Below are 21,961 nucleotides of genomic sequence, written 5' to 3' on the forward strand. Positions count from 1 at the left end.
TTAAATATTATATTGTGAGAATTGGTCATGTTAAGCAATCAGCAACAGGCCTTGGTGCAAGCCATACAACAACTCGATTTAGCCCAAGTGCAATCTTTACTTGCTGAAGGGCTTGACCCAAATTTTATTGATCCTGAGCAAGGTCCGCCAGTTTCAGTCATTTGTGATGGTTTATTCGTATGGTGGGAAAGAATTTGTGAGGCTTATGAAGCCAATCAACCCATCACTGAAACTGAAAAACAACAACAGCTTAAAGTTTATTTAGATATTTTAGATGCACTCATTCAGGCAAAAGCGAATTTGCATTTGTGGGATGCGGAAGAGTTCTATGGTCCACTTTGGGATGCAGCAAGTTCAGCTTGTGCGCCAGTCGTACAACGGTTATTGGATGAAAAAGTGGACCCAAACACACGTGATGAAGAAGGCTTAACGATTTTATCGTCAATCAGCCAACTATTCTTTGACTGTGATTTTGATGAAATTGACTGGTCGGAGTCATTATCCGAAGAGCGTGAAACACTTGAGTTACTGCGTAAGAATGGCGCAAAAATGTCAAAAGAACTGACCGCCTAAGCGTAGTCAAAGAATAGAAAGGGGATAATGATGAATAAACGTCAAACATTGAGTTTTATTGCTGTATCGATGCTGGCGAGCACTGCTTTTGCGGCCGATTTCTCTTTTGATCGTCCTGGCGCTGGCATGGGTACAGGAATTACACCTGTCGGTCAGCTCGCGTGGGAACAAGGTTTACCTACCGTCAGCTATCAACAACAAACCGTAGATGGTGAAAAAGAGAAAACGCTCACCCTCAATGGTGACATGTTGTTGCGTACAGGTTTGGCCAAAGGGCTCGAATTACAACTCGGCTGGCAAGGTCCAGTTTGGCAGCAACATAAACGTGCAGGCATGACCAAAGAGCACAATGGTCTAGGTGATGTCAGCATTGGTTTGAAAAAAGCCATTAATCTACACGATGATCGTCTCACCATGGCTTTGTTGGCTGAAGCAATTCTTGCAACAGGAAATGATGAGTTCACTGCGCATGATGATATCTATAGTTTAACCTCGGCTGTGGCCTATGAGTTTAGTGACCTGATCGGCACCTCGATTACCATGCGTTATGAAGCGCAAAACAGTAATTGGGCCGTGACTGCGATTCCAACCATTGATTATAAAATCGCGGGTAAATTATCTGGATACTCAGAATTTATTTACCGTAAAGCAGAAAGCCAAGATTACGAATATGGTTTAGGCACAGGTTTGGTCTATGCCGTGAATAACCGTATGCAGCTCGATGCCAGTGTTGGGGTTGATTTAAATGGTGATGCAAGAAGCTACAATGGTGGCTTAGGCGTATCGGTTTTATTTTAAGCAAAAGTATCTTCTCATGATCTCCCGTGAATTCCTGTATATCTCATCGGGAGCATTGGGCTGACTGAAGAGAAATCATCATGAAAAAATGTACTCAGGGTGGCTACAGTTCCGAACTGATGTGTTACTTCCTTGGTAGTTTATTGTTGTTGTGTGGGTCGATGACCTATGCCCAAGAGAACGTATCCACGCAGTTGTTAAGCCCTGAAGATGCATTTGCCTTTTCGGTTGAATCGACCGAGCGCAATCAGGCGCGTCTACATTGGAATATTCAACCAAACTATTATTTGTATCAACACAAATTTGAAGTACAACAAGGCAATCAGCCAGTACCATTAACTTTGCCTAAAGCGGTTGATCAATATGATGAGAACTATGGACATAGCCAAGTTTATTATCAGCAAGCCGAATTTGAAATCTCAACACAAGCATCTCAACATTATCGTGTGACTTGGCAAGGCTGTGCCAAAGATCGGATTTGTTATCCACCGCAAAATATTGAATTTCAGACCGATGCTGATGGTCTGGTCAGTGTCCAAAATACAGGTTCACATTCACAAAAACGTTTTTTAGATGTTGCCCGTTCTGCCAATGCCTTAAATACTCAGACCACAGCATTTGATACGGTCTCAGATGAGGCATTATCTCCTGTAGATCCCGCTACGACTGATTCAGCAGGTCTGGCACAAGACCAAAAGTGGTCCACGACCTTGGCGCAACACTCACTGGCATATAGTGTCTTGTTATTTCTGGGTTTAGGGATCTTACTGGCCTTTACGCCTTGTTCTTTACCCATGTTACCAATTCTCACCTCATTGATTGTCCGTGACAATAAAGGAGTGAAAGCATGGGCGATTGCCTTTACCTTTGTGGTCAGTATGGCCATGGTTTATGCCGTATTAGGCTTGATTGCTTCGGCGGCTGGACTCAACTTTCAACGTTGGTTGCAACAACCTGCAACTTTGATTGCATTTAGCCTGTTATTTATTGTATTTGCTTTAAACCTGTTTGGTTTGTATGAACTTAAACTGCCACAAAAATGGGTCAATCAACTAGATCGCATGCAGTCGATGCAACAAGGCGGCACTTTAATTGGTGCCAGTGTCATGGGCATGATTTCAGCGTTATTGGTTGGACCTTGCATGACTGCACCATTGGCTGGGATCTTATTGTTTATTTCACAAAACCAAAATCAATGGCAAGGTGCTTTACTGCTGTTCACACTGGGTTTCGGGATGGGACTGCCCCTATTGCTTGCGAGTATTTTAGGTGCGAAAGCCTTACCTAAAGCAGGCGAGTGGATGCATCAGATTAAAGTGATTTTTGCCTTTTTAATGCTGGCATTAAGCCTTTATTTTGTCCGTCCGTTATTGCCAGAGTTAGCGATGCAACTGCTTAGCCTTATTTTAGGTTTAGCTTTTATTCTTTATGCAATTTATCGATTATTCGCCCAAAAGGGTAAGTTGCAATGGCTGTATATTCTGTTGTTAATCCTCACGATCCCATTTCTTGCTTATACTCAATATCAACATATTCAGAATCTTGGTTCGGTTCAGGCTGAAAAATTAGCGACATGGCATGTGGCAAAGACCGCTGATCAATTCCAACAAGTGTTAGCCAATGCACCAAGAGGTCGAGGCATTATTATTGATGTGTATGCAGATTGGTGTGTGGCATGTCAGCCAATCGAGCACCGTATTTTAAAAGATGCAGAAGTGCAGCAGGCGTTGTCGCCGTATTATTTAATTAAGCTGGATCTCAGTCAGTATGACGCTTCTCATCAAGCTTTGCTCAAGCAATGGGATATTTTAGGACCACCGACCTATTTGTTTTTAGATCAGCAACGACAAGAAATTCGTTCGCTGCGTTTGACTGGCGCTTTCAAAAAGGCAGATTTATTACAACAACTGACTTTATTTAAAGGAAAATCATAAGTATGTATACTTTATCTATTGGCAATAAAAATTACTCAACTTGGTCAATGCGCCCGTGGATCTTATTAAAACAAGCGGGAATTCCATTTCAGGAGCATTTAATTCAATTTGATAGCTTTGAACCTGAGAGCCAGTTTAAGACCGAAATATTAAAACTAAACCCAACGGGTAAAGTACCTTTGCTGTTGGATAGTGATGTGGTGGTCTGGGACAGCTTGGCGATTTGTGAATATGTGGCTGAGCAATATCCTGAAAAAGGTTTGCTGCCACAAGATAAAAAGTTACGAGCCAGAGCACGATGTATCAGTGCAGAAATGCACAGCAGTTTTCAAAGTCTACGTAATCTTTGTCCAATGAATGTCGAAGCGGATTTGGCTCATATTGGTCAGCAACTTTGGGCTGAGCATGATCAGCTTCGTGCTGATGTGGCACGTATTGAACAAATCTGGGCTGAACGCCCAAGTGAAGATAGCTTTTTATGTGGCGAGTTTAGTGTTGCTGATGCTTTTTATGCGCCTGTGGTGATGCGTTTTGTGTGTTTCCGGCTTCCTGTATCTGCTTCAAGCCAAGCTTATATGAGAAAAATCTTGTCTTTGCCATCGGTTCAGCAGTGGATCACCGAAGCTAAACAAGAACAGATGTTTGTACCTTTTGATGAGCCGTATCGTCAAAATCGTGAAGAGTATTTGACGAATTAGACAAAATCCAAACAAAGAACTCCCCCTCATAATGAAAACATGAGTGATATTATGGCTTGAAACATAGCCATAATAGGAGAAACTGTTCGGTGTCTTTAAAAACTTATAAAGCAATGTGGCGTGTTTCCAATAAATTTTATAAAAATGAGAAGCAACATTTAATTGTTCTTATTGGCTTGGTTATTGCCACAAGTCTTATTACAACGATTCTTCCTTACTTTATTAAGCTTATTATTGATAACACACATCAAAATGAAAGTATTAATTATATTTATATTCTAGTGCTTTCATATTGCCTAGCTTGGTTTTTATCCCAGATTATTGAATGGGTTAAAAATGCGCTAAGTGGCTTGATTAGTGCAAAACAAGAGACTTCCGTACTCATTGCGAGTTTGGAAAACTATCTTAGAATAGAAAAGTCTAGGCAAGATAAAGTCGATATTGGAGTATTTAATGCAGAGGCAGTACGAGCAAGTCATGCTTTTTCTATGATCACTTTTGCATTCTTGCTTGCTTTCTTCCCTGTGGTATTACAGCTTGTTTTTATTACTTATATTCTTAGTGTAAACATTAGTGTGATTTTTGCTCTAGGTTTCCTTGGGACAGCATTTGGGCTGTTCTTGATTTCTGTTTTTATCAACAGGAAGAGTAAAAAATATTATGAACCACTCTATTCAATCAAAAATATTTTAGACAGTAAGTTCCTTGAAAAGATAAATAATGCTTATGAGATCAAAATGAATAATGCTGTTGATTTTGAAGTTGATTATTTCAAGAGGAATGTGAAAAAATTTATTGATCAAAGTTTTAATAGCCATTTAAAAATTGCTTGTTTAATGATCTTTCAAATCGCTTTTATATTTCTATTCTTGCTTGGATTTTTACTTCTTTCAACCAAATTGTTTTCTATAGGAAAAATAACGACAGGTGATATGGTGATGATCAGCTCTTATATCATGATGCTCACCATGCCATCGCTTATGATTTCTCAACAAATAAACTTACTTGCAGGTAATGTTGTAGCAGTAGAAAAGTTTTATAGTTACTTTGAATTTGAAAAAGACAAGTTAAATAATAGGATGTATCAGAATGATCATTTATTATTTTCATTTAAGAATGCATTGTTAGACGTCGGTGGTAAGTTAAGTGCTGAAGTAAACTTGGATTTATATAAGAATAAGATGTACGCAATTATTGGAAAAACTGGGGCTGGAAAATCAACTTTAATTAACTATATGCTAGGTGCTTATAAATTAAAGGGAGGGCAGTTATTTTATAAAGATCTAGATATTACTCAACAGTACTCTACTAAAATTTTTGATGAAGTGGCTTTTGTTGGGCAAAACTATTCTATTTTTACTGGCTCTTTAAGAGAAAACCTAATTTATAATACTCAGTATGCTTATACCGATGATGAGATCTCACAACTGCTTAGAATTTTTGATCTACAACATCTTCTTTCAGATAAAAATCTTTCATTAGATGATGATATCAATGAATATCTAAAGAGTTTTTCAGGCGGTGAGAAGCAACGTTTAAATATATTACGTGCAGTGCTAAAGAAACCTAAAGTGCTCATTTTAGATGAACCAACCTCAGCACTGGATTCACATACAAGCATCAGAATTTTAAATTTCCTCAATGAAAATATTGAAACATTAATCGTGATTACACATTCCCAAGAATGTAAAGATCTTGCAGATGAAATTATTGATGTTGAGCAATTATTCAGAGTTACAACATCTTTAACCTAGTCTTATTTTCAATGGTTATTCTATCTTTGGACATTTAACGACTCATCAAATCTTCAAAAATCTGGACTTGATTCCGTCCAGTTGCCTTAACAGCATAAAGCGCTTGATCCGCCTGACTAATAATAAGATGTGGCTCATCGGCACTGAGGGAACTACTGATCCCAAAGCTGGCACTGACAGAAAACTCTTGCTGATCTTCTGTCATGAAACGTAGATTTGCAATCGCTAAACGACAACGTTCGGCGATATTTTGTGCTTGGGTGGTCGTGGTATGTGGCAATAATAAAATAAACTCTTCGCCACCAAAACGGCCGATTATATCTTGATCCCGCAAATGCTTGGTTAAGCATTCCGCGACTTGAATCAGAACCTGATCTCCCATGCTGTGTCCAAAATGGTCATTAATATTTTTAAAGTGATCCAGATCAAGCAATACAAGTGAATATAATGCGTTGGGTTGTTGATGTAATTTTTCTAAATAAGCACTAATACTCCGTCGATTTAATACATCGGTTAGTGGGTCGAGACGGCTCAGATGCTGAATTGCCAACTCTCGTGAACGCCACTGAGTCAGTAAAATTTCAAACAGAAATAAACAAGCAATCAGAATAGGTAACAGGAAGAACAACATGCTCCCTACCCAAAAGGGATGCATTTTTGCCTGACTCATAATCTCTGGATTAAACAAAGGGGCGTACTGGAGTACGCCATACATACTCAGAACATTGCAAAACAGCAAAGCAATCGTTGCTGGAATAAGTGCGCAATAAATCATTTTGCGATTAAATAAAATTAAACCAACCGCGACGACGCTGACATACACCACCATGGTGGCAGGACTAAAACTTCCGATCAAATAACTGGTATGACAGAGCAGTACAGTAAAAAGCTGTACACTTAAAATCGGAATGATTTCATGTGCCCATGCTTTGTCTTTGTAGCGATAACAAGGCACGATTAGGCTTAAAAAAACAAACAGCATAATCACGTTGGTCCATAGTTTAGAATAAACCAACGGTACATTTACCCACTGCCATGTGATGGGATTAAGTAAGATAAGGCTGTCCCAAATAATTCCAAAAATGGTCATAAATGCAGCAAGTATGAGCAGTAGAATAGATTTCTTTAACATGTTCCAGTTAATGAGTGGTTCATGTTCCCAGAATTGCGAGAAATTCCATTTCTCTCTATTTACCAAACGCTTAAAATGAATCTTCATCATTGGCATGCATCCTTATATGCAATGAGATTCCTAAGAAACTTTATAAATGTAAATTCGTCATCAGAACGAGCAAGAAACGATTATTAAAGTAACAATAGCATCTTTAAAACGAGAAAAAAGTTTAGTTTTAGGCTTTTGAGTGCAAATCAGAACGGGAAATTTTTTTGAAAAATAGACTATGATCTGAATATTCGATCAATTTAATTTTATGATGACAAAAATAAATGAGGAATGACAATGGTCAGCCATAGCTGACCATTTTTTACACAAAATGAAAAATGCTTAGTCACGATCAATTCGCTGTGCAAATTGAGCAATATCTGCCAAGGCTTGTTTGGCTTCAGGGAACCATGCATTGAACATTTGGAAGTTATGCCACATCCCTGTATAGAGTTTAAAGATCACTTTGACATCCGCTTGCTGCGCTTTTTCGCGGAAGCGTTTTGAGTCATCCAACAGAATCTCCTTTGATCCTACCTGAACCAGTGTTGGCGGTAGACCCGTCAAATCATCAAACAGTGGCGATACTCGAGGATCATCCGCTTGGATTTCCTCAGTTAAATAATGATTGATCCCTGCTTGTAAGGCTTCAATTGAAAGTAAGGCATCGTGCTTTTGATTGAAACGCAATGATTCGCTGGTGAGGGTCAAATCTAAATAAGGCGACATTAAAATTAAGCCACTTGGCATCAACTCAGGTTGCTGTTTTAAACGTAAGCAGAGTGCTAATGCGAGGTTTGCACCGCAGGAATCACCAGAAACAATGATGTCTTTGGGTTTAATCCCTTGAACAAGGAGTGTTTGATAGACATCAAAGATTGCATCGATTGCATCAGGGAATGGATGTTCAGGTGCGAGTGGATAGTCAATATGGATGACTTGCATTTGTGTACATGCTGCAATATCGGTCATTAAAGCACGATGAGTATTTAGACTACCTAAGAAAAAAGCGCCGCCATGAATATGAAAAATGAGTTGAGTTGCAGCGGCTTGGGTTTTGATTTCTTCACCGCGGATACCTGCCAAACGTAAAGGACGGATTCGTACTGTCGGGTTGTGTGGAAATAAGCGACATAATTGGTCCAATACGGGACGCAAAGCATTCGGTGCGACATTGAATTGACTTGGTGTACGGATCGTCGCTTTGAGTAGCGATTCAGTAAAATAATATTTCCAAACAGTACCAAATTTCATAATTTTTCCATATTGTTAGAGCAGTATACAACTAAGAGAGCACTTGATTTTAGTCCACATTTCTTGTGATTAGAGCAGGGTTTTGCAGCTGTTCAGATTGTACCTAATAGTCACAATCAAGAATTGCAAAATTGATGGAAGTTCTCAATACTCTTAGTCTTAAAAGACCCATTAAGGATATTACAAAAATGAAGAAAATTGCTTTAGCACTAGGATTGTTTAGTTTGACTGCTTTTGCCAATGCGGCAGATGCATTACACGGTAGTGTTTGGCAAACCATTGATGATGAAACCAAGCAACCAAAAGCAATCGTCAAGTTTACTGAACAAAAGGACGGTTCATTATCTGCATCGATTCAGAAGTATTTAGTTCCAGGCCAAGAAAGCGTTTGTACGAAATGTGAAGGCCCATTTCGTAATAAATCACTGAATGGTGTGGTCATTGTTCGCAATCTGAAAAATGCGGGCGGTGTAAATTATGATGGTGGTTCGATCGTTGATCCAAAAAATGGTAAAACCTATAAACTCAAAGCTGAACTCACTGACGGTGGTCAAAAGCTGAAATTACGCGGTTATATCGGTGTTGCGGCACTAGGTCGCAACCAAACGTGGGTACGTTCTAACTAAGTTATCCTGATAAATAAAAAAACCGAGTCAGATGACTCGGTTTTTTTATGTGATGCCTGCTTTAAGCCGATAAGTTTTGATAAGTAGCCTCATCAAAGCCAATGATAAAACCTTGTGGCGTTTGCAGTACTGGACGTTTAATTAAACTTGGCTGCGCGATTAAAGCCTCAATCAGATTTTGTTCATTGCTGGTTGCGTGTGCCTGTTCATCCGCTGTTAATTTACGCCATGTGGTGCCTTTTTTATTTAGCACCTTATCTACGCCAATATCTTTAAGCCAGATTTCTAGCGTTGCAGCATCAATACCTTGTTTCTTGTAATCATGAAATTGGTAATCGATTCCTTTTGCCTGTAATGCATCAAAGGCTTTTTTCATCGAATTACAGTTTTTAATACCATAAATTTTAAACATGCTGAAAACCATAGAAAAGAGTGAACGATATGATTAAAAGCCTAACGCATAAAGGTCGTGCTTTGCCAGCCTAGATTGTTGATAAAGTTTATAAATGGCAGCGATGTTGCGTAACAATGGGATGATCCAATCCATTCGATATTTGGATAAAAAATATTGAAGTGAAAGCTGAGAAAAAATATCTAATATCTAAAAAGAGAAAACCCGCATTTAATCATCCTGATCATGCGGGTCTCATTTCAACGTCCAATGTCTCATCCTTGCAAATAAACTTAAACTAAGTTTATTTTGTCTTCCTACGGCGTCCTATCCTTTTGTGGTCATCCTGACCGCTTCCCTGTGCCGTGCAGCTATAATGCCGATACAGCCGCTAAATAAAAATACACAAAAAACGACATGGTGTGTAAGTCAAAGAAGTGGCCAAAGTGAACAACTGTTCACTTAATCGTGTATTTTATAGTCAATAATCACAGGTGCATGATCACTAAACCATTGTTCTTTATAGACCCATGCGTTTGCAGTGCGTGTTTTCCAGTCTGGAGAACATGCTTGGTAGTCGATACGCCAACCGACATTTTTTGCACGGGCTTGCCCACGATTTGACCACCATGAGTACAATTCTGCTTCGGGACGGACTTCACGGAAAGTATCCACATAACCCAACTCATCATAGATATGATCAAGCCATGCACGTTCATGGGGCAAGACGCCTGATGATTTCTGGTTGCCTGACCAGTTCTTAATATCAATGCGTTTATGCACGATATTGTAATCACCACACACGATGATCGATTTATTTTCATCTCGCCATTGTTTTAGTATTTGGGCATATTCTTGTAGAAATAAATCTTTACGTGCTTGCGCTTCGTCACCACTTGATCCTGATGGCAAGTATAACGAGGCAATATGAACAGGATGTGACAGCCCTAAATCAAATTCAGCCGCGATAAAACGACCTTGTGAATCCGCTAATTCAAAGCCTAAACCATTTTTTACTGAGACAAACGGTAGACGGCTATAAATCGCCGTGCCTGCATAGCCTGCACGTTCAGCAGGGAACAGGTGGGTATACCAACCTTCAGGTTTAAATTTATCGGTCCATTGTTCATGGGTAATGCGACTTTCTTGCATGCACACCACATCAGCATCGGACTGTTCTAACCATTCCAATAGTCCTTTGGTTACGGATGCGCGCAGTCCATTCACGTTAATTGAAACGACTCGAAGAATTTTTACATCACTTGGATAGCTATCCTTTGGTATCATACGTCTGTTTAACCTCAATTGAAGAATTTGGAGCACCTTATATGACAACGCCTGTGTCATTTCATCCGCAAGCTTTTATCGAACTCGCATTATCACGTGGTGTGCTTAAATTTGGTGAGTTTACCTTAAAATCAGGTCGTGTCAGTCCTTATTTCTTTAACGCAGGTTTGCTCAATGATGGTGAAGCACTGTCACTTTTAGCGCAAGGCTATGCGGATAAATTGTTACAGTGTGATAATGTAGGCGTGATTTTTGGCCCAGCGTATAAAGGGATTCCATTTGTTGCAGCGACAGCCGTGGCATTGTCTCAAGTGCATGGCAAGAGTGTGCCTTGGGGCTTTAATCGTAAAGAAGCCAAAGATCATGGCGAAGGCGGTATGTTGGTCGGTGCATCGGTTGCAGGTCAAAAGGTCTGGATCATTGATGATGTCATCACTGCGGGAACTGCGATTCGTGAAGTTGTAACGATTTTAAAAAATGCAGGTGCGACGATTGCCGGTGTATTGGTCGCGTTAGACCGTCAAGAACGTGGTCAGGGGGAGCTTTCTGCGATTCAGGAAGTTCAAAAAGAACTCGAAATCCCTGTGCATGCACTCATTACTATGAAAGATTTGATGGATTATTTGGATGCGAAAGGTGAGAAAGAAGCTTTGGCAAATATGCAGGCTTATCGTGAAAAATATGGCATCTAAGTTTTAGGTGGTAGGAAAGGAAGCGAAGGCTTCCTTTTTTGTTACAAAACAAAGGGACTAAAATTGGCTTTTTAGTTGGTCTTTTCTCATTTTCCCCAATCTTTTCTGTGCAACGTGACCAAAACTATAATTTAGAATCCAATACTGAACCAGTAATGAAATCGTAAGGCTGATCATTAATATCCAAAGTGGAACTTCGCTTAAAATGGATTGAATAACTTCAATAAATGAATCAAAACCTCTATCTACAATTGAATAAGCCAATATTAATATAGTACTGAGGGCGATTGATGAGAAGAAACACCACCAAACGAGTTTTCTTTTTTCAGAATGATCAGGAATACGATTTTGGTCAGTTACAAATTTTGCTGATGTGTAAGCTGCTGCTGCCAGAAGAATGATAACAGAACTAATCGCTCCAGAAATATCAATAAAAATAGAAATAATGCCCAATAAGATAATCATGAATAGATAACTAGCAGTAAAATTAAGCACATATTTTTTAATCATAATACCTCTCTAATCGTTTAAAAATATAGTAGATTCATTTCTTTTTAAGGTACAGTTTTTTTTAAACTAGTGATCCAACTTTAATTTTTTTATGTGAATGCTAACCTTTCAGAGGGGGCATAAAATTAGACCCAATTCTCTAACTTTAGACCATCAATGCGTTCAAATTCTTTGGTATTGTTCGTGACTAAGACGACATCCAACGCTAAAGCATGGGCAGCTATCAACATATCTAAGTTACCAATAGGTTTACCTGCCGATTGAAGGTCATAGCGTAATTTAGCGTAATGCCAAATAGCATGCTCATCATAAGCTAAGATGTCTAAAGGTGATAAAAATTTGTTTAATGCCTGCTTATTGCGTTCAGATCCAGACTTTTCTACACCAAAAGCAAGTTCAGATGCAGTGATACTCGAAATTGCAAGCTGCCCAAGTTGGTACTGTTTAAAGCGTTCAAAGACGTGCTGAGGTTTGTGATTGATCACATAGATACAAATATTTGTGTCTAAGAGGTAAATCATCTGAACTCCTCACGCTCTTGTTCCCCTTGATCTGCTCGCTCTAACTGGAACCCAACCTCAAATTCGTTGACAGCTTCTAACATTACATCCCAAGGATTGTCGATGGGCATGAGTAACACGCCACGACCAAAGCTTTTGATCGCTACCTCAGTACCATTAAAACGAAAGGCTTTAGGCAAGCGAATTGCCTGACTGCGACCTGTTTTAAACACTTTCGCAATTTCCATATTTACCTCCTAATACTTCGGTATGTATCATTAATATATATCATATCATCAAGGGACATTCTTTTAAAGCGAGGTTGGGATAACGAGAAAAGAAAAACGATACGCTGGTGGAGGATGTATTTGACGCTTAAGCATGAAAGATCATTTATATAATTACAACCGAAGCGAAAAAACTACACATTCTGATCCTGCATCGCAGGCATCAAGATTTCTTTGACACAGCTTGCCTTACTGGTTGAAATAATAAAATTAATCGCATGAATCACATCTGCCAAAGGAATTAAGGAATATTCAGTTTCCTCTAGGACTTCTTCAACATGATTGTCGATTTCATATTCACTGGCAAGGTAGCCTAGGTTAAGCACACCTACCCCAATTAAGTGTTCACGTAAGATTTCTCTGAGGGAGTGAGCAATGCCCCTTAAAGCAAACTTGGTTGCTGAGAAAACAAATTCTTTACCGTTATGATTATCAACACCCCAAGTTGAACCGACCAGAATGATTTTGGCTTTGTCAGAGCGTTTTAGATTTTCAATGAGTGATTGAATAGATTGGATGCAAGTGGTGATATTGATGTTAATGATTTGGTTGATTTCAGTAGCAGAAACATCTGCAAAATTATAGTTTTCACTAAATGCCTGTTGTTCCCAGATACCCACATTGTAAATCAGTACATCAAGTTTTTGCTGTCCAATTGCTGTTTTTACCTTACTTACAGCCTGATCTGGTTTAGATAGATCAGCACGAATCCAGTTTAAATTCGGCATTTCTTGTGGTTGGGTGCGAGATACGCCATAGACGGTATCTGTTGGCTTTGGTACAGCTTGAACAATGGCTTTGCCTAGACCTTTACTGACGCCGTATATGAGAAATGTTTTATTCGAATTGCTCATCAATTTTTTCAAGTATCTAAGATTAAAAGGCAACTATAAAAGCTCAACTTAGCTTGAGGTCAAGGACTAAATTTAGTTATTAGGCAAAATATGTGAGAGTTTCGTGTTTAGCTTAACTAATCGATTATTGGAAATAATGATTGAAAACTAAGCGTGGAACGTGAAAAATCACAAAAAAGCCGTTCCAATGTGCTGAACTCTAGAACGGCTTAATTTAAGATATTGATGCGAAAAGGAAAAATTTAAGTATTTCGCATAAGGCGTATTATGTTAATTTTAGAAAAAATAAAAATACCATAGAGTTGTTTTAAGAGGATTGAAATGGAAATATTAATATCAATGAACGATCAAATAAATACAGAGGAAGTATTAGAACTATATTTGGCAAACAATTGGTCATCAGCAAAGAAGCCTGAGCAGCTTTTATCTGCCTTAAGAAACTCTCATAGTTTGGTTACTGCTAGATATGATGGCAGATTGGTTGGACTAGGTAATGCTATTTCAGATGGCTATTTAGTTGTTTATTTTCCACACATGTTAGTCCACTCTGATTTTCAACGATTAGGAATTGGTAAGTTAATGATGAAAGAAATGTTAGATAGGTATAAGGACTTTCATCAAAAAATGCTTACAGCTGATGGTAATGCTATTTCATTCTATGAATCACTGGGATTCTGTAGAGCAGGTAAAACAGAGCCTATGTGGATCTATTCTGGAACAGAACATTAAAAATGTAAAACTCACCTCATTTTCGATCCATTTAACATAATGGGCGTTATACGTAACCATAGCCATCTAATTTGTCTAAATCAGGCACTTAATAATTTTACATAACGCCGGAAACTGTCAAAAAAGCTGACTTTGTAATTAAGTCGGCTGTTTATTAATCAGCTTTGACACTTTATTACCAATAAAATTGCTTGAGAAATAAATAAAATCACACTTTTCCTGATTTCTAAAGGAGCAAAATGTTGAAATGATCCACAGCTTCAGAAGGTAGGCTCTAGATTAAGAAAAGCTTCATCATCAGTTCATCACTATATTCCATATTATCTTTCAATGCCTTGGGCTCTACTCCATATGTTTGAAAACCAAATTTCTTATAAAGATGAATGGCAGAATGATTGTCATCAGCGACTGTTAGTAAAATTTGTTCGACATGTTTATTGCTATATTCTATGACTGCTTGAAGTAGTTCATTTGCGATACCTTTGTTTTGAAATTTAGGCTGAACAAACACACTTGATAGATAGGCTTTATGGGAAATTTTGGCGACTGTTTCTTGTGTTAAAGTCGCTAAAGCGACGATTTCTTTTCCGTGATAGGCACCAAATACAATTGAGTTTGATAAACAGTTCTGAAAAAAATCTAATGGCTTGTTTACTTCTATTGAATAACTAGAACCAAACATTTTGGGGGCGTTTAATAATGCTGCAAGTCGAATATTTCTAAAATCGTTAACATCACTTACATTTAAAGTTTTAATCTCAATATTCATCATTTTTTTCTTTTGCAAAAAATTTAACTTAACACAAAATCTCTTATCCAGATTTTATCTCCTCACACTTCTTACATTCCAACATCACACCTAACTTTCCATTTCGCCCTTGTTCAGTCAAAACCCAAGGGCGATTTTGCCACGGTGGATCATGGCGCACATGTTGACTATGACCGCAAGCCAAATTAGCAACCCAGTGTTCTTCTTCATCGAGATGAAATCCAACAATTGCCTGTTGCATTTAGTCACTCATACTTTCGAGTTTAGAATGCTCTAAACCCTTTAAAAAGCGATGACATAAATTATGGATCGCCACTAAATCATTCGGGTCTATACCCAACGAACAGGCGAGCTTAAATGGAATGAGGGTAATTTCATCTTTTGCAGCGAGTGCTTTTTCCAGCAAGATCACTTTTTTCATCCGTTCATCTTCTTTCACTGCAATACGCTTTAAAAACCGTTTTTCTTCGAGTTTTTTAATAATCGGTGTGAGCGTTCCTGAATCAAAAAAAGTCTTTTGCCCAATCTCAGACAAGGTCACATTGTCTTTCTCATACAAAGCCAATAACACGATAAATTGCGGATAAGTCAGGTCGTATTCCTGAAGTAAAGGACGATATTGGCGGATCATTGCATTGGTCGCGGAATACATGGCAAAACACACTTGGTTATCCAAAAAAGAAATTTCAGCCATGTTTTACTCCTCAACATCATCATTGCTAGAAAACAGTATAGTTTGAAAAGTCGGGGAAGTATATTGCGCATAATTAACTTGTGCACAAGATAATTGTGTGCAATATTGTTTGCCATGTAGCTGAATTACCAAAACAGCGACGTTGGAAATTGCACATTTATTGAAGAGAGAACTGTTATGACCACGATTTATGATTTTCAGGCTGAACTTTTAGAAGGCGAGCAAAAAAACCTTGCAGACTACCAAGACAAAGTTTTATTGGTGGTGAATACCGCAAGCCAATGTGGATTAACCCCACAATTTGAAGGGCTGGAAAAGCTATATCAGGATTATCAACAACAAGGTTTGGTAATTTTAGGTTTCCCTTGCAATCAATTTGCCAACCAAGATCCATCCAGCAATGAAGAAATTGGTAGCTTCTGTCAACGCAACTATGGCGTGTCATTTCCGATGTTTGCCAAAGTTGACGTGAATGGGCCAACTGCACATCCTTTGTATCAATACTTAACTTCGGAAGCCAAAGGTCTGTTGGGTAAAAGTATTAAATGGAATTTCACCAAGTTTTTGATCAATCAAAAAGGTGAAGTTGTGAAACGATATTCTCCAATCACAAAGCCAGAAAAAATTGCGAAAGATATTCAGAAACTTTTGGCATAAGTTGCATAAAGCCTTGATGATTTGGAAATTACTGGTATTGAAATCATCGACCAGTAATTTTCTCATTTTTAATCCATGATCAATTTAGACGTTATATGGAGATTAGTGTAGAAGACTGAATCAAATAGATTTTTTTATACTTAAGAATTACATAACTTGTTTAAACATCATCATCAAACTTCGCTATACTTTTTGCCAAGATTAAAAATACGAGCGTCAGATTATGCGTGTACTTGTAGTGATGGACCCGATTGAAACTGTGAATCTTAAAAAAGATTCCACCATGGCGATGTTATGGGCGGCCAGTCGTCGTGGACATGAGTTGGGTTATGCATTACAACAAGATTTGTATATCGACCAAGGCAAGGCATTTGGTTTGATTTCGCCGTTAAAAGTCTTTGAAGATTATGATCATTATTACGAACTGGGTGAAAAACAAAAAGAGTCAATCGCCGCTTATGACGTGGTGTTGATGCGTAAAGACCCACCATTCGATATGAACTTTGTCTACAGCACTTATATTTTAGAACAGGCGGAGCGTGAAGGCGCGTGGATCATTAATAAACCGCAATCTTTACGTGATTGTAATGAAAAGCTGTTTGCAACGCAGTTCCCAGAGCTACAAGTGCCAACCTTGGTCACTTCACAACAAAGTTTAATTCGTGAATTTATCAAAGAACATGGCGATGTCATCGTCAAACCTTTAGATGGCATGGGCGGTACAGGGATTTTTCGCTTGTATCAAGATGGTGTCAATATCGGTTCAACTTTGGAAATGCTCACTGAACTTGGAACATGTCCAATCATGGCACAGCGCTATATTCCTGAAATCGTGGAAGGGGATAAACGCATTTTGATGGTCAATGGTGAGCCAATTCCGTATTGTTTGGCGCGTATTCCACAAAATGGTGAAGTACGTGGCAACTTGGCTGCGGGTGGTTTAGGTCAAGCCCGTCCATTGAGTGAAAATGATAAAATGATTGCGGCAAAAGTAGGTCCATTCTTACGTGAAAAAGGTTTGGTGTTTGTCGGTTTAGATGTGATTGGCAATTATGTGACTGAGATTAATGTGACGAGTCCGACCTGTATTCGAGAGATTGATGCACAATTTGGCACCTCAATTGCCGATGATTTATTTACGGTGTTAGAAGCGGGTCGTACACACTAAATTATTATCAATTTTTGACCGAATTGCCCGTTTATTTTTTATGTTAATTTAGCGGTAAATGGGCAATTAGATGTAGACATCATCATGTTTTTAGCAAACAATTGCAAAAAGTATAGCTTTCTGTTGTAAACAAGTGAAATTCGCTTTTCGTGAATCAAACTTTAGGATTAAAATAACTGCCGAAAACAATAGACGATAACCTTCTTTTTTTGAGTTGAAGAATTAGACCGTGACCAATTCACCACAGAACAAACCCAAACATGTCTTGATGATGGCCGCTGGTACGGGTGGGCATGTTTTTCCTGCGCTTGCCGTTGCAAAACAACTTCAACAAGACGGCTGCCAAGTGTCTTGGCTGGCGACCCCGACGGGCATGGAAAATCGCTTACTCAAAGATCAAAATATTCCGATTTATCAAATTGATATCCAAGGCGTGCGTGGTAATGGCATATTACGTAAACTCAGTGCGCCGTTTAAAATCTTAAAAGCAACCTTAAGCGCGATGCGCTACATGAAGCAGCTCAAGATTGATGCTGTTGCTGGTTTTGGTGGTTATGTCGCAGGACCGGGTGGTTTGGCGGCACGTTTGCTCGGTATCCCAGTACTCATTCATGAGCAAAATGCGATTGCTGGTTTTACCAATACCCAGCTGTCACGTATTGCCAAAACAGTTTGTCAGGCTTTTCCAAATACATTCCCAAGTAGTGATAAAGTGGTCACCACAGGTAATCCTGTACGGGCTGAAATCAGCGCGATTTTAAATCCATCATGGCGCTATCAAAGTCGTGAACAAGAACAACAGCCACTCAATATTTTGATTGTTGGTGGTTCATTGGGCGCACAAGCGTTAAATGAGCGTTTGCCAGACGCTTTGAAAAAACTCAATGTGCCGTTAAATGTCTTTCATCAGTGTGGTCAAAATCAGCAAGATACAACGCGAGATCGTTATCAAGCTGCACCTGAGGGGTTGCATGTCGACGTTCAGCCCTTTATTCAAGATATGGCCAAAGCTTATAGTGAAGCGGATCTGATTATCTGTCGTGCAGGCGCTTTAACGGTCACTGAAGTTGCAACTGCGGGTCTTGCTGCGATTTTTGTACCTTTGCCGATCGCGGTGGATGATCACCAAACTGCCAATGCTAAATTCCTTGCAAATGTGGGGGCTGCTAAGATTTGCCAGCAAGCAGACATGACACCTGTTGTTTTAGATGAGTTATTAGCGACGTTATTGAATCGTCAGCTCCTCTCTGAAATGGCCATTAAAGCACGTCAACAAGCACAACCGAATGCAACTCAGCATGTGGTTGATCTGATTAAAAAATTGTAATTCGAGTCTTATTTATGTCTCCAACAAATCCAAACCAAGCCAAAAAGCTGATTAAAGTGCCAGAGATGCGCCGTATTAAACACATCCATTTTGTTGGGATTGGTGGTGCGGGGATGTGCGGTATTGCCGAAGTATTGAGTAACCAAGGTTATAAAATTTCAGGTTCTGACATTAAAGCCTCAAAAACCACAGCGCAACTCGAAGCCAATGGCATCAAAGTGTATATTGGTCATAGTGCTGAAAATATTAAAAATGCCAATGTATTGGTGGTGTCGACTGCGATTGATCCTGAAAACCCAGAAATTAAAGCAGCCATCGAACAACGTACCCCGATTGTGCGTCGTGCGGAAATGTTAGGTGAGTTGATGCGCTACCGTCATGGTATCGCGGTTGCTGGAACGCATGGTAAAACCACCACCACCAGTTTGTTGACCACGATGTTGGCGGAAGAAAATCTTGATCCGACCTATGTGATCGGTGGATTGTTGAATAGTACAGGCGTCAATGCCGCACTCGGTGAAAGCCGTTTTATCGTGGCTGAAGCCGATGAGTCGGATGCGTCATTCTTGTATTTGCAGCCAATGGCGGCCATCGTCACCAATATTGATGCGGATCACATGGATACCTATGAAGGTAGCTTTGACAAGTTAAAAGATACTTTCATTCAATTTTTACATAATTTGCCGTTTTATGGCCTAGCTGTGGTCTGTGGCGATGATGCCAATATTCGCGAGATTCTTCCGCGAGTCGGTCGTCCTGTCATTACTTATGGCTTTGATGATGATAATGACGTGCGTGCCATTGATGTGGAACAGGATGGTATGCGTTCACACTTCACTGTGTTGCGTAAAGATCGTGAACCGTTACGTGTCACCGTCAACCAACCCGGCTTGCATAATGTGCTAAATGCACTTGCAGCGATTGGTGTAGCAACCGATGAAGGGGTTTCGGATGAGGCGATTTGTCGTGCTCTAGCTGGATTTAGTGGTGTCGGTCGTCGCTTCCAAGTTCAAGGTGAGTTTGAGGTCGGAGATGGCTTGGTGAAATTGGTGGATGATTATGGTCATCACCCTAAAGAAGTTGAAGCCACCATCAAAGCGGCCCGTGCCAGCCATCCTGATCGTCGTTTAGTGATGATGTTCCAGCCGCACCGTTATAGCCGTACTCGTGACTGTTTTGATGATTTTGTTGATGTGTTATCGCAAGTCGATCAATTGTTATTGTTAGAAGTCTATCCAGCAGGGGAAAAGCCAGTCGTCGGTGCGGATAGCCGTGCTTTGGCACGCAGTATTCGTCTACGCGGTCAGGTTGAACCGATCTTGGTTGATCCTGTCGAAGGTAATTTACCAAGTGTTTTACAAAAAGTGTTACAAGCGAATGACTTGTTATTAACACAAGGCGCAGGTAACGTGGGGGCAATTTCGGTAGAATTGGCTCAGCATCGCTTGTATGCCAAATAATTGTGTTTTGTGAATATTAAAAGTTTTACAGTTTTAAGGATATAAACGTGTCAAATGCTGCAAAATTCGGCAAAGTTGCTGTGTTGTTTGGTGGGAAGTCGGCTGAACGTGCTGTGTCATTGGATAGTGGTCAAGCTGTTTTAGATGCATTGCTGCGTTCGGGTGTGCAAGCAGAAGCCTTTGATCCACAAGATCGTAGTGTGACTGAGTTGGCTGCTTATGATCGCGCTTTTATCGTATTACATGGTCGCGGTGGCGAAGATGGTCAGATCCAAGGGGTATTGGAATGGTTAGATCTTCCCTATACAGGCACTGGGGTACAAGGTTCTGCGATTGGTATGGATAAGGTGAAAACCAAGCAAATTTGGCAAGGAAGTGACTTGCCAACAGCGCCATACCGTATCGTTAGCAAAGAGACTGACTTAGATGCTGTGATTGCGGATTTGGGTTTGCCTGTGATTATTAAACCTGTGCATGAAGGCTCAAGTGTGGGCATGAGTAAGGTTGAGAAAGCAGAAGACTTTGCAGCGGCGATTGAGAAAGCCACGCAGCATGATGCTGTGGTGATGGCTGAAAAATGGATTACTGGTCGTGAATTTACCATTTCATTTTTAAATGGTCAGCCTTTACCCGTGATTCGTTTACAACCGCCAGCAGATGTGGCGTTTTATGACTATGAAACAAAATATCAACGTAATGATGTTGAATATGGGATTCCTTGCGGGCTAAGTGAGGCAGAAGAGCAAAGCTTACAAGCACTTTGTTTGCGTGCTTTCCAAGCCGTTGGTGCGGAAGATTGGGGACGTATTGATGCGATGCAAGATGAGCAGGGCAACTTCTGGTTGTTGGAAGTGAATACTGTTCCAGGTATGACCAGTCATTCCCTTGTGCCAAAAGCAGCACAAGCCGTGGGTTATAGTTTCGATCAGCTCTGTGTTGCGATTTTAGAGCAAACCTTAGCAAAGTCGGCTTAATTTATGGCTCAACTCCCTGCATCTATGCGCCGTAAATCACGGCCTGCGATTAGCTCTATCCACGAGAAACCGCCTTCGCCTCAACAAAAGATGGTGAATGCGGGCGGCTGGGTGTTGCTGGTGATTGCATTTGCAGTGCTGGCGCTGGGTGTTTATGGCTTATATAAAGTCATGACCGATGCAACGGTGGCGGAATTGCAGGTGGTTGGTGCAAATTCAGAACAAGAAAACCAATTGTTGGTGCAGAAATTAACACCGATTATTAAAGATAATTATTTTACTTCAGATTTAGAACTCATTCGAGATCAAGCATTAAATGTTTCATGGGTCGACCGTGTGGTCGTGTCACGAGCTTGGCCAAATGCAATTCGTGTGCGGGTGATGCCGCGTCATGCAATTGCGCGTTGGGGAACAGGGCGTTTGCTCAGTGACAATGGTGAAGTATTTAGCGAAGCTGTGCCAAAAGCACATCCAAATTTACCGCTTTTACATGGTCCAACCAGTCAATCCAAAATGATGATGCGTCGTTATAATGAAATTAATCAGCTTTTTCTGCCTGCTGATTTGCGTTTAAAAGAGTTGTATTTAACCGAGCGTATGACGTGGTTTATGCAGTTTGATTCAGGTTTACGTATTATTGTAGATCAAGATCAGACCATGAATAAATTACAACGCTTAAGCCATTTGGCACAAACAGATCTTAAACCTGTATGGCCCAAAATCTCGGCGATTGACTTGCGTTATCGGAATGGTCTTGCCATTCAATGGAGAAATGCAACACCGCCTAAGATTGTCAACGGTCAGTTTGTTGTAACGATTGATGACACAAGCCTTGCAGGTGCAATTTAGGCAAAGCCATAATA

The 21,961-nt window shown here is 39.9% G+C and carries 25 protein-coding genes; 14 read left to right on the top strand and 11 right to left on the bottom strand.

Going from position 1 to position 21,961, the window contains the following annotated elements; genetic code table 11:
* Nucleotides 1-27 precede the first annotated feature (27 nt).
* The 5 genes from MMP72_RS03995 to MMP72_RS04015 all read left to right on the top strand — a co-directional run bounded on the left by MMP72_RS03995 (nt 28) and on the right by MMP72_RS04015 (nt 5,757).
* A complete protein-coding gene (locus tag MMP72_RS03995) occupies nt 28-573 on the top strand; it encodes an ankyrin repeat domain-containing protein (protein ID WP_241314766.1) in 546 nt (181 codons plus the stop codon).
* 30 nt (nt 574-603) lie between these two features.
* Nucleotides 604-1,371, top strand: a complete 768-nt coding sequence (locus tag MMP72_RS04000) for a transporter (RefSeq protein ID WP_241314768.1) — start codon at nt 604-606, stop codon at nt 1,369-1,371.
* Between the two features lie 80 nt (nt 1,372-1,451).
* Nucleotides 1,452-3,305: a protein-disulfide reductase DsbD gene (dsbD, locus tag MMP72_RS04005; RefSeq protein ID WP_241314770.1), complete on the top strand. Its 1,854-nt coding sequence runs from the start codon at nt 1,452-1,454 to the stop codon at nt 3,303-3,305.
* 2 nt (nt 3,306-3,307) lie between these two features.
* Nucleotides 3,308-4,003, top strand: a complete 696-nt coding sequence (locus MMP72_RS04010) for a glutathione S-transferase family protein (protein WP_241314773.1) — start codon at nt 3,308-3,310, stop codon at nt 4,001-4,003.
* An 89-nt stretch (nt 4,004-4,092) separates the two neighbouring features.
* Nucleotides 4,093-5,757, top strand: coding sequence for an ABC transporter ATP-binding protein (locus tag MMP72_RS04015; protein ID WP_241314775.1), 1,665 nt, complete (start codon nt 4,093-4,095; stop codon nt 5,755-5,757).
* A 34-nt stretch (nt 5,758-5,791) separates the two neighbouring features.
* Here the strand turns inward: MMP72_RS04015 and MMP72_RS04020 are convergent, their stop codons facing one another.
* Nucleotides 5,792-6,979, bottom strand: coding sequence for a GGDEF domain-containing protein (locus MMP72_RS04020; RefSeq protein ID WP_241314777.1), 1,188 nt, complete (start codon nt 6,977-6,979; stop codon nt 5,792-5,794).
* A gap of 282 nt (nt 6,980-7,261) precedes the next feature.
* Nucleotides 7,262-8,173 carry an alpha/beta hydrolase gene (locus MMP72_RS04025; RefSeq protein ID WP_241314779.1) on the bottom strand — a complete coding sequence of 304 codons (912 nt, stop codon included), beginning with the start codon at nt 8,171-8,173 and terminating at the stop codon, nt 7,262-7,264.
* A gap of 188 nt (nt 8,174-8,361) precedes the next feature.
* Between MMP72_RS04025 and MMP72_RS04030 the strand changes: the two genes are divergently transcribed.
* Nucleotides 8,362-8,799 (top strand): DUF2147 domain-containing protein, encoded by a 438-nt coding sequence (locus tag MMP72_RS04030; RefSeq protein ID WP_241314781.1) that lies wholly within the window; start codon nt 8,362-8,364, stop codon nt 8,797-8,799.
* A gap of 61 nt (nt 8,800-8,860) precedes the next feature.
* Here MMP72_RS04030 and MMP72_RS04035 read toward each other — a convergent pair whose 3' ends face one another.
* Nucleotides 8,861-9,211, bottom strand: coding sequence for an arsenate reductase (locus MMP72_RS04035; RefSeq protein ID WP_241314783.1), 351 nt, complete (start codon nt 9,209-9,211; stop codon nt 8,861-8,863).
* Between the two features lie 441 nt (nt 9,212-9,652).
* On the bottom strand, nt 9,653-10,477 hold the full coding sequence (locus MMP72_RS04040) for an exodeoxyribonuclease III (protein WP_241314786.1): 825 nt from the start codon (nt 10,475-10,477) through the stop codon (nt 9,653-9,655).
* 41 nt (nt 10,478-10,518) lie between these two features.
* Here MMP72_RS04040 and pyrE point away from each other — a divergent pair, with 41 nt between their 5' ends.
* Nucleotides 10,519-11,169 carry an orotate phosphoribosyltransferase gene (gene pyrE / locus MMP72_RS04045; protein ID WP_241314788.1) on the top strand — a complete coding sequence of 217 codons (651 nt, stop codon included), beginning with the start codon at nt 10,519-10,521 and terminating at the stop codon, nt 11,167-11,169.
* Nucleotides 11,170-11,226: 57 nt separating this feature from the next.
* Here pyrE and MMP72_RS04050 read toward each other — a convergent pair whose 3' ends face one another.
* From MMP72_RS04050 to MMP72_RS04065, 4 genes are all read right to left on the bottom strand, one after another.
* Nucleotides 11,227-11,679, bottom strand: a complete 453-nt coding sequence (locus MMP72_RS04050; protein WP_241314790.1) for an ABZJ_00895 family protein — start codon at nt 11,677-11,679, stop codon at nt 11,227-11,229.
* Nucleotides 11,680-11,804: 125 nt separating this feature from the next.
* The gene (locus MMP72_RS04055; RefSeq protein WP_241314792.1) at nt 11,805-12,200 is read right to left on the bottom strand and encodes a type II toxin-antitoxin system VapC family toxin; all 396 of its coding nucleotides are present in this window, start codon (nt 12,198-12,200) and stop codon (nt 11,805-11,807) included.
* Nucleotides 12,197-12,427 (bottom strand): type II toxin-antitoxin system VapB family antitoxin, encoded by a 231-nt coding sequence (gene vapB, locus MMP72_RS04060; RefSeq protein ID WP_241314793.1) that lies wholly within the window; start codon nt 12,425-12,427, stop codon nt 12,197-12,199. The genes MMP72_RS04055 and vapB overlap by 4 nt, the downstream gene beginning before the upstream one ends.
* A 173-nt stretch (nt 12,428-12,600) precedes the next feature.
* The gene (locus tag MMP72_RS04065) at nt 12,601-13,320 is read right to left on the bottom strand and encodes an SDR family NAD(P)-dependent oxidoreductase (protein WP_241314795.1); all 720 of its coding nucleotides are present in this window, start codon (nt 13,318-13,320) and stop codon (nt 12,601-12,603) included.
* A gap of 321 nt (nt 13,321-13,641) precedes the next feature.
* On the opposite strand from MMP72_RS04065, the gene MMP72_RS04070 reads away from it, so the two are divergent.
* A complete protein-coding gene (locus MMP72_RS04070; protein WP_151776224.1) occupies nt 13,642-14,049 on the top strand; it encodes a GNAT family N-acetyltransferase in 408 nt (135 codons plus the stop codon).
* 274 nt (nt 14,050-14,323) lie between these two features.
* On the opposite strand, the gene MMP72_RS04075 is transcribed toward MMP72_RS04070, so the two are convergent.
* Genes MMP72_RS04075 through MMP72_RS04085 form a run of 3 tightly spaced genes read right to left on the bottom strand, consistent with a single transcriptional unit; the run spans nt 14,324 to nt 15,512 of the window.
* Nucleotides 14,324-14,821: a GNAT family N-acetyltransferase gene (locus MMP72_RS04075; protein WP_241314797.1), complete on the bottom strand. Its 498-nt coding sequence runs from the start codon at nt 14,819-14,821 to the stop codon at nt 14,324-14,326.
* Nucleotides 14,822-14,861: 40 nt separating this feature from the next.
* Entirely contained in the window at nt 14,862-15,059 is a 198-nt protein-coding gene (locus tag MMP72_RS04080; protein WP_241314799.1) for a DUF3565 domain-containing protein, read from the bottom strand.
* Entirely contained in the window at nt 15,060-15,512 is a 453-nt protein-coding gene (locus MMP72_RS04085; protein WP_241314801.1) for a MarR family transcriptional regulator, read from the bottom strand.
* Between the two features lie 177 nt (nt 15,513-15,689).
* Here MMP72_RS04085 and MMP72_RS04090 point away from each other — a divergent pair, with 177 nt between their 5' ends.
* From MMP72_RS04090 to MMP72_RS04115, 6 genes are all read left to right on the top strand, one after another.
* On the top strand, nt 15,690-16,169 hold the full coding sequence (locus MMP72_RS04090) for a glutathione peroxidase (protein ID WP_241314803.1): 480 nt from the start codon (nt 15,690-15,692) through the stop codon (nt 16,167-16,169).
* Between the two features lie 223 nt (nt 16,170-16,392).
* Nucleotides 16,393-17,337: a glutathione synthase gene (gene gshB, locus MMP72_RS04095; protein WP_241314805.1), complete on the top strand. Its 945-nt coding sequence runs from the start codon at nt 16,393-16,395 to the stop codon at nt 17,335-17,337.
* Nucleotides 17,338-17,566: 229 nt separating this feature from the next.
* Nucleotides 17,567-18,664: an undecaprenyldiphospho-muramoylpentapeptide beta-N-acetylglucosaminyltransferase gene (gene murG / locus MMP72_RS04100; protein WP_241314808.1), complete on the top strand. Its 1,098-nt coding sequence runs from the start codon at nt 17,567-17,569 to the stop codon at nt 18,662-18,664.
* Between the two features lie 14 nt (nt 18,665-18,678).
* The gene (gene murC / locus MMP72_RS04105; protein ID WP_241314810.1) at nt 18,679-20,124 is read left to right on the top strand and encodes a UDP-N-acetylmuramate--L-alanine ligase; all 1,446 of its coding nucleotides are present in this window, start codon (nt 18,679-18,681) and stop codon (nt 20,122-20,124) included.
* 47 nt (nt 20,125-20,171) lie between these two features.
* Complete coding sequence (locus MMP72_RS04110) at nt 20,172-21,098, top strand: D-alanine--D-alanine ligase (RefSeq protein ID WP_241314811.1); 927 nt, start codon at nt 20,172-20,174, stop codon at nt 21,096-21,098.
* Nucleotides 21,099-21,101: 3 nt separating this feature from the next.
* A complete protein-coding gene (locus tag MMP72_RS04115) occupies nt 21,102-21,947 on the top strand; it encodes a cell division protein FtsQ/DivIB (RefSeq protein ID WP_241314813.1) in 846 nt (281 codons plus the stop codon).
* Nucleotides 21,948-21,961 lie beyond the last annotated feature (14 nt).

Source organism: Acinetobacter sp. NIPH 2699 (assembly GCF_022549355.1).
GTDB lineage: Bacteria > Pseudomonadota > Gammaproteobacteria > Pseudomonadales > Moraxellaceae > Acinetobacter.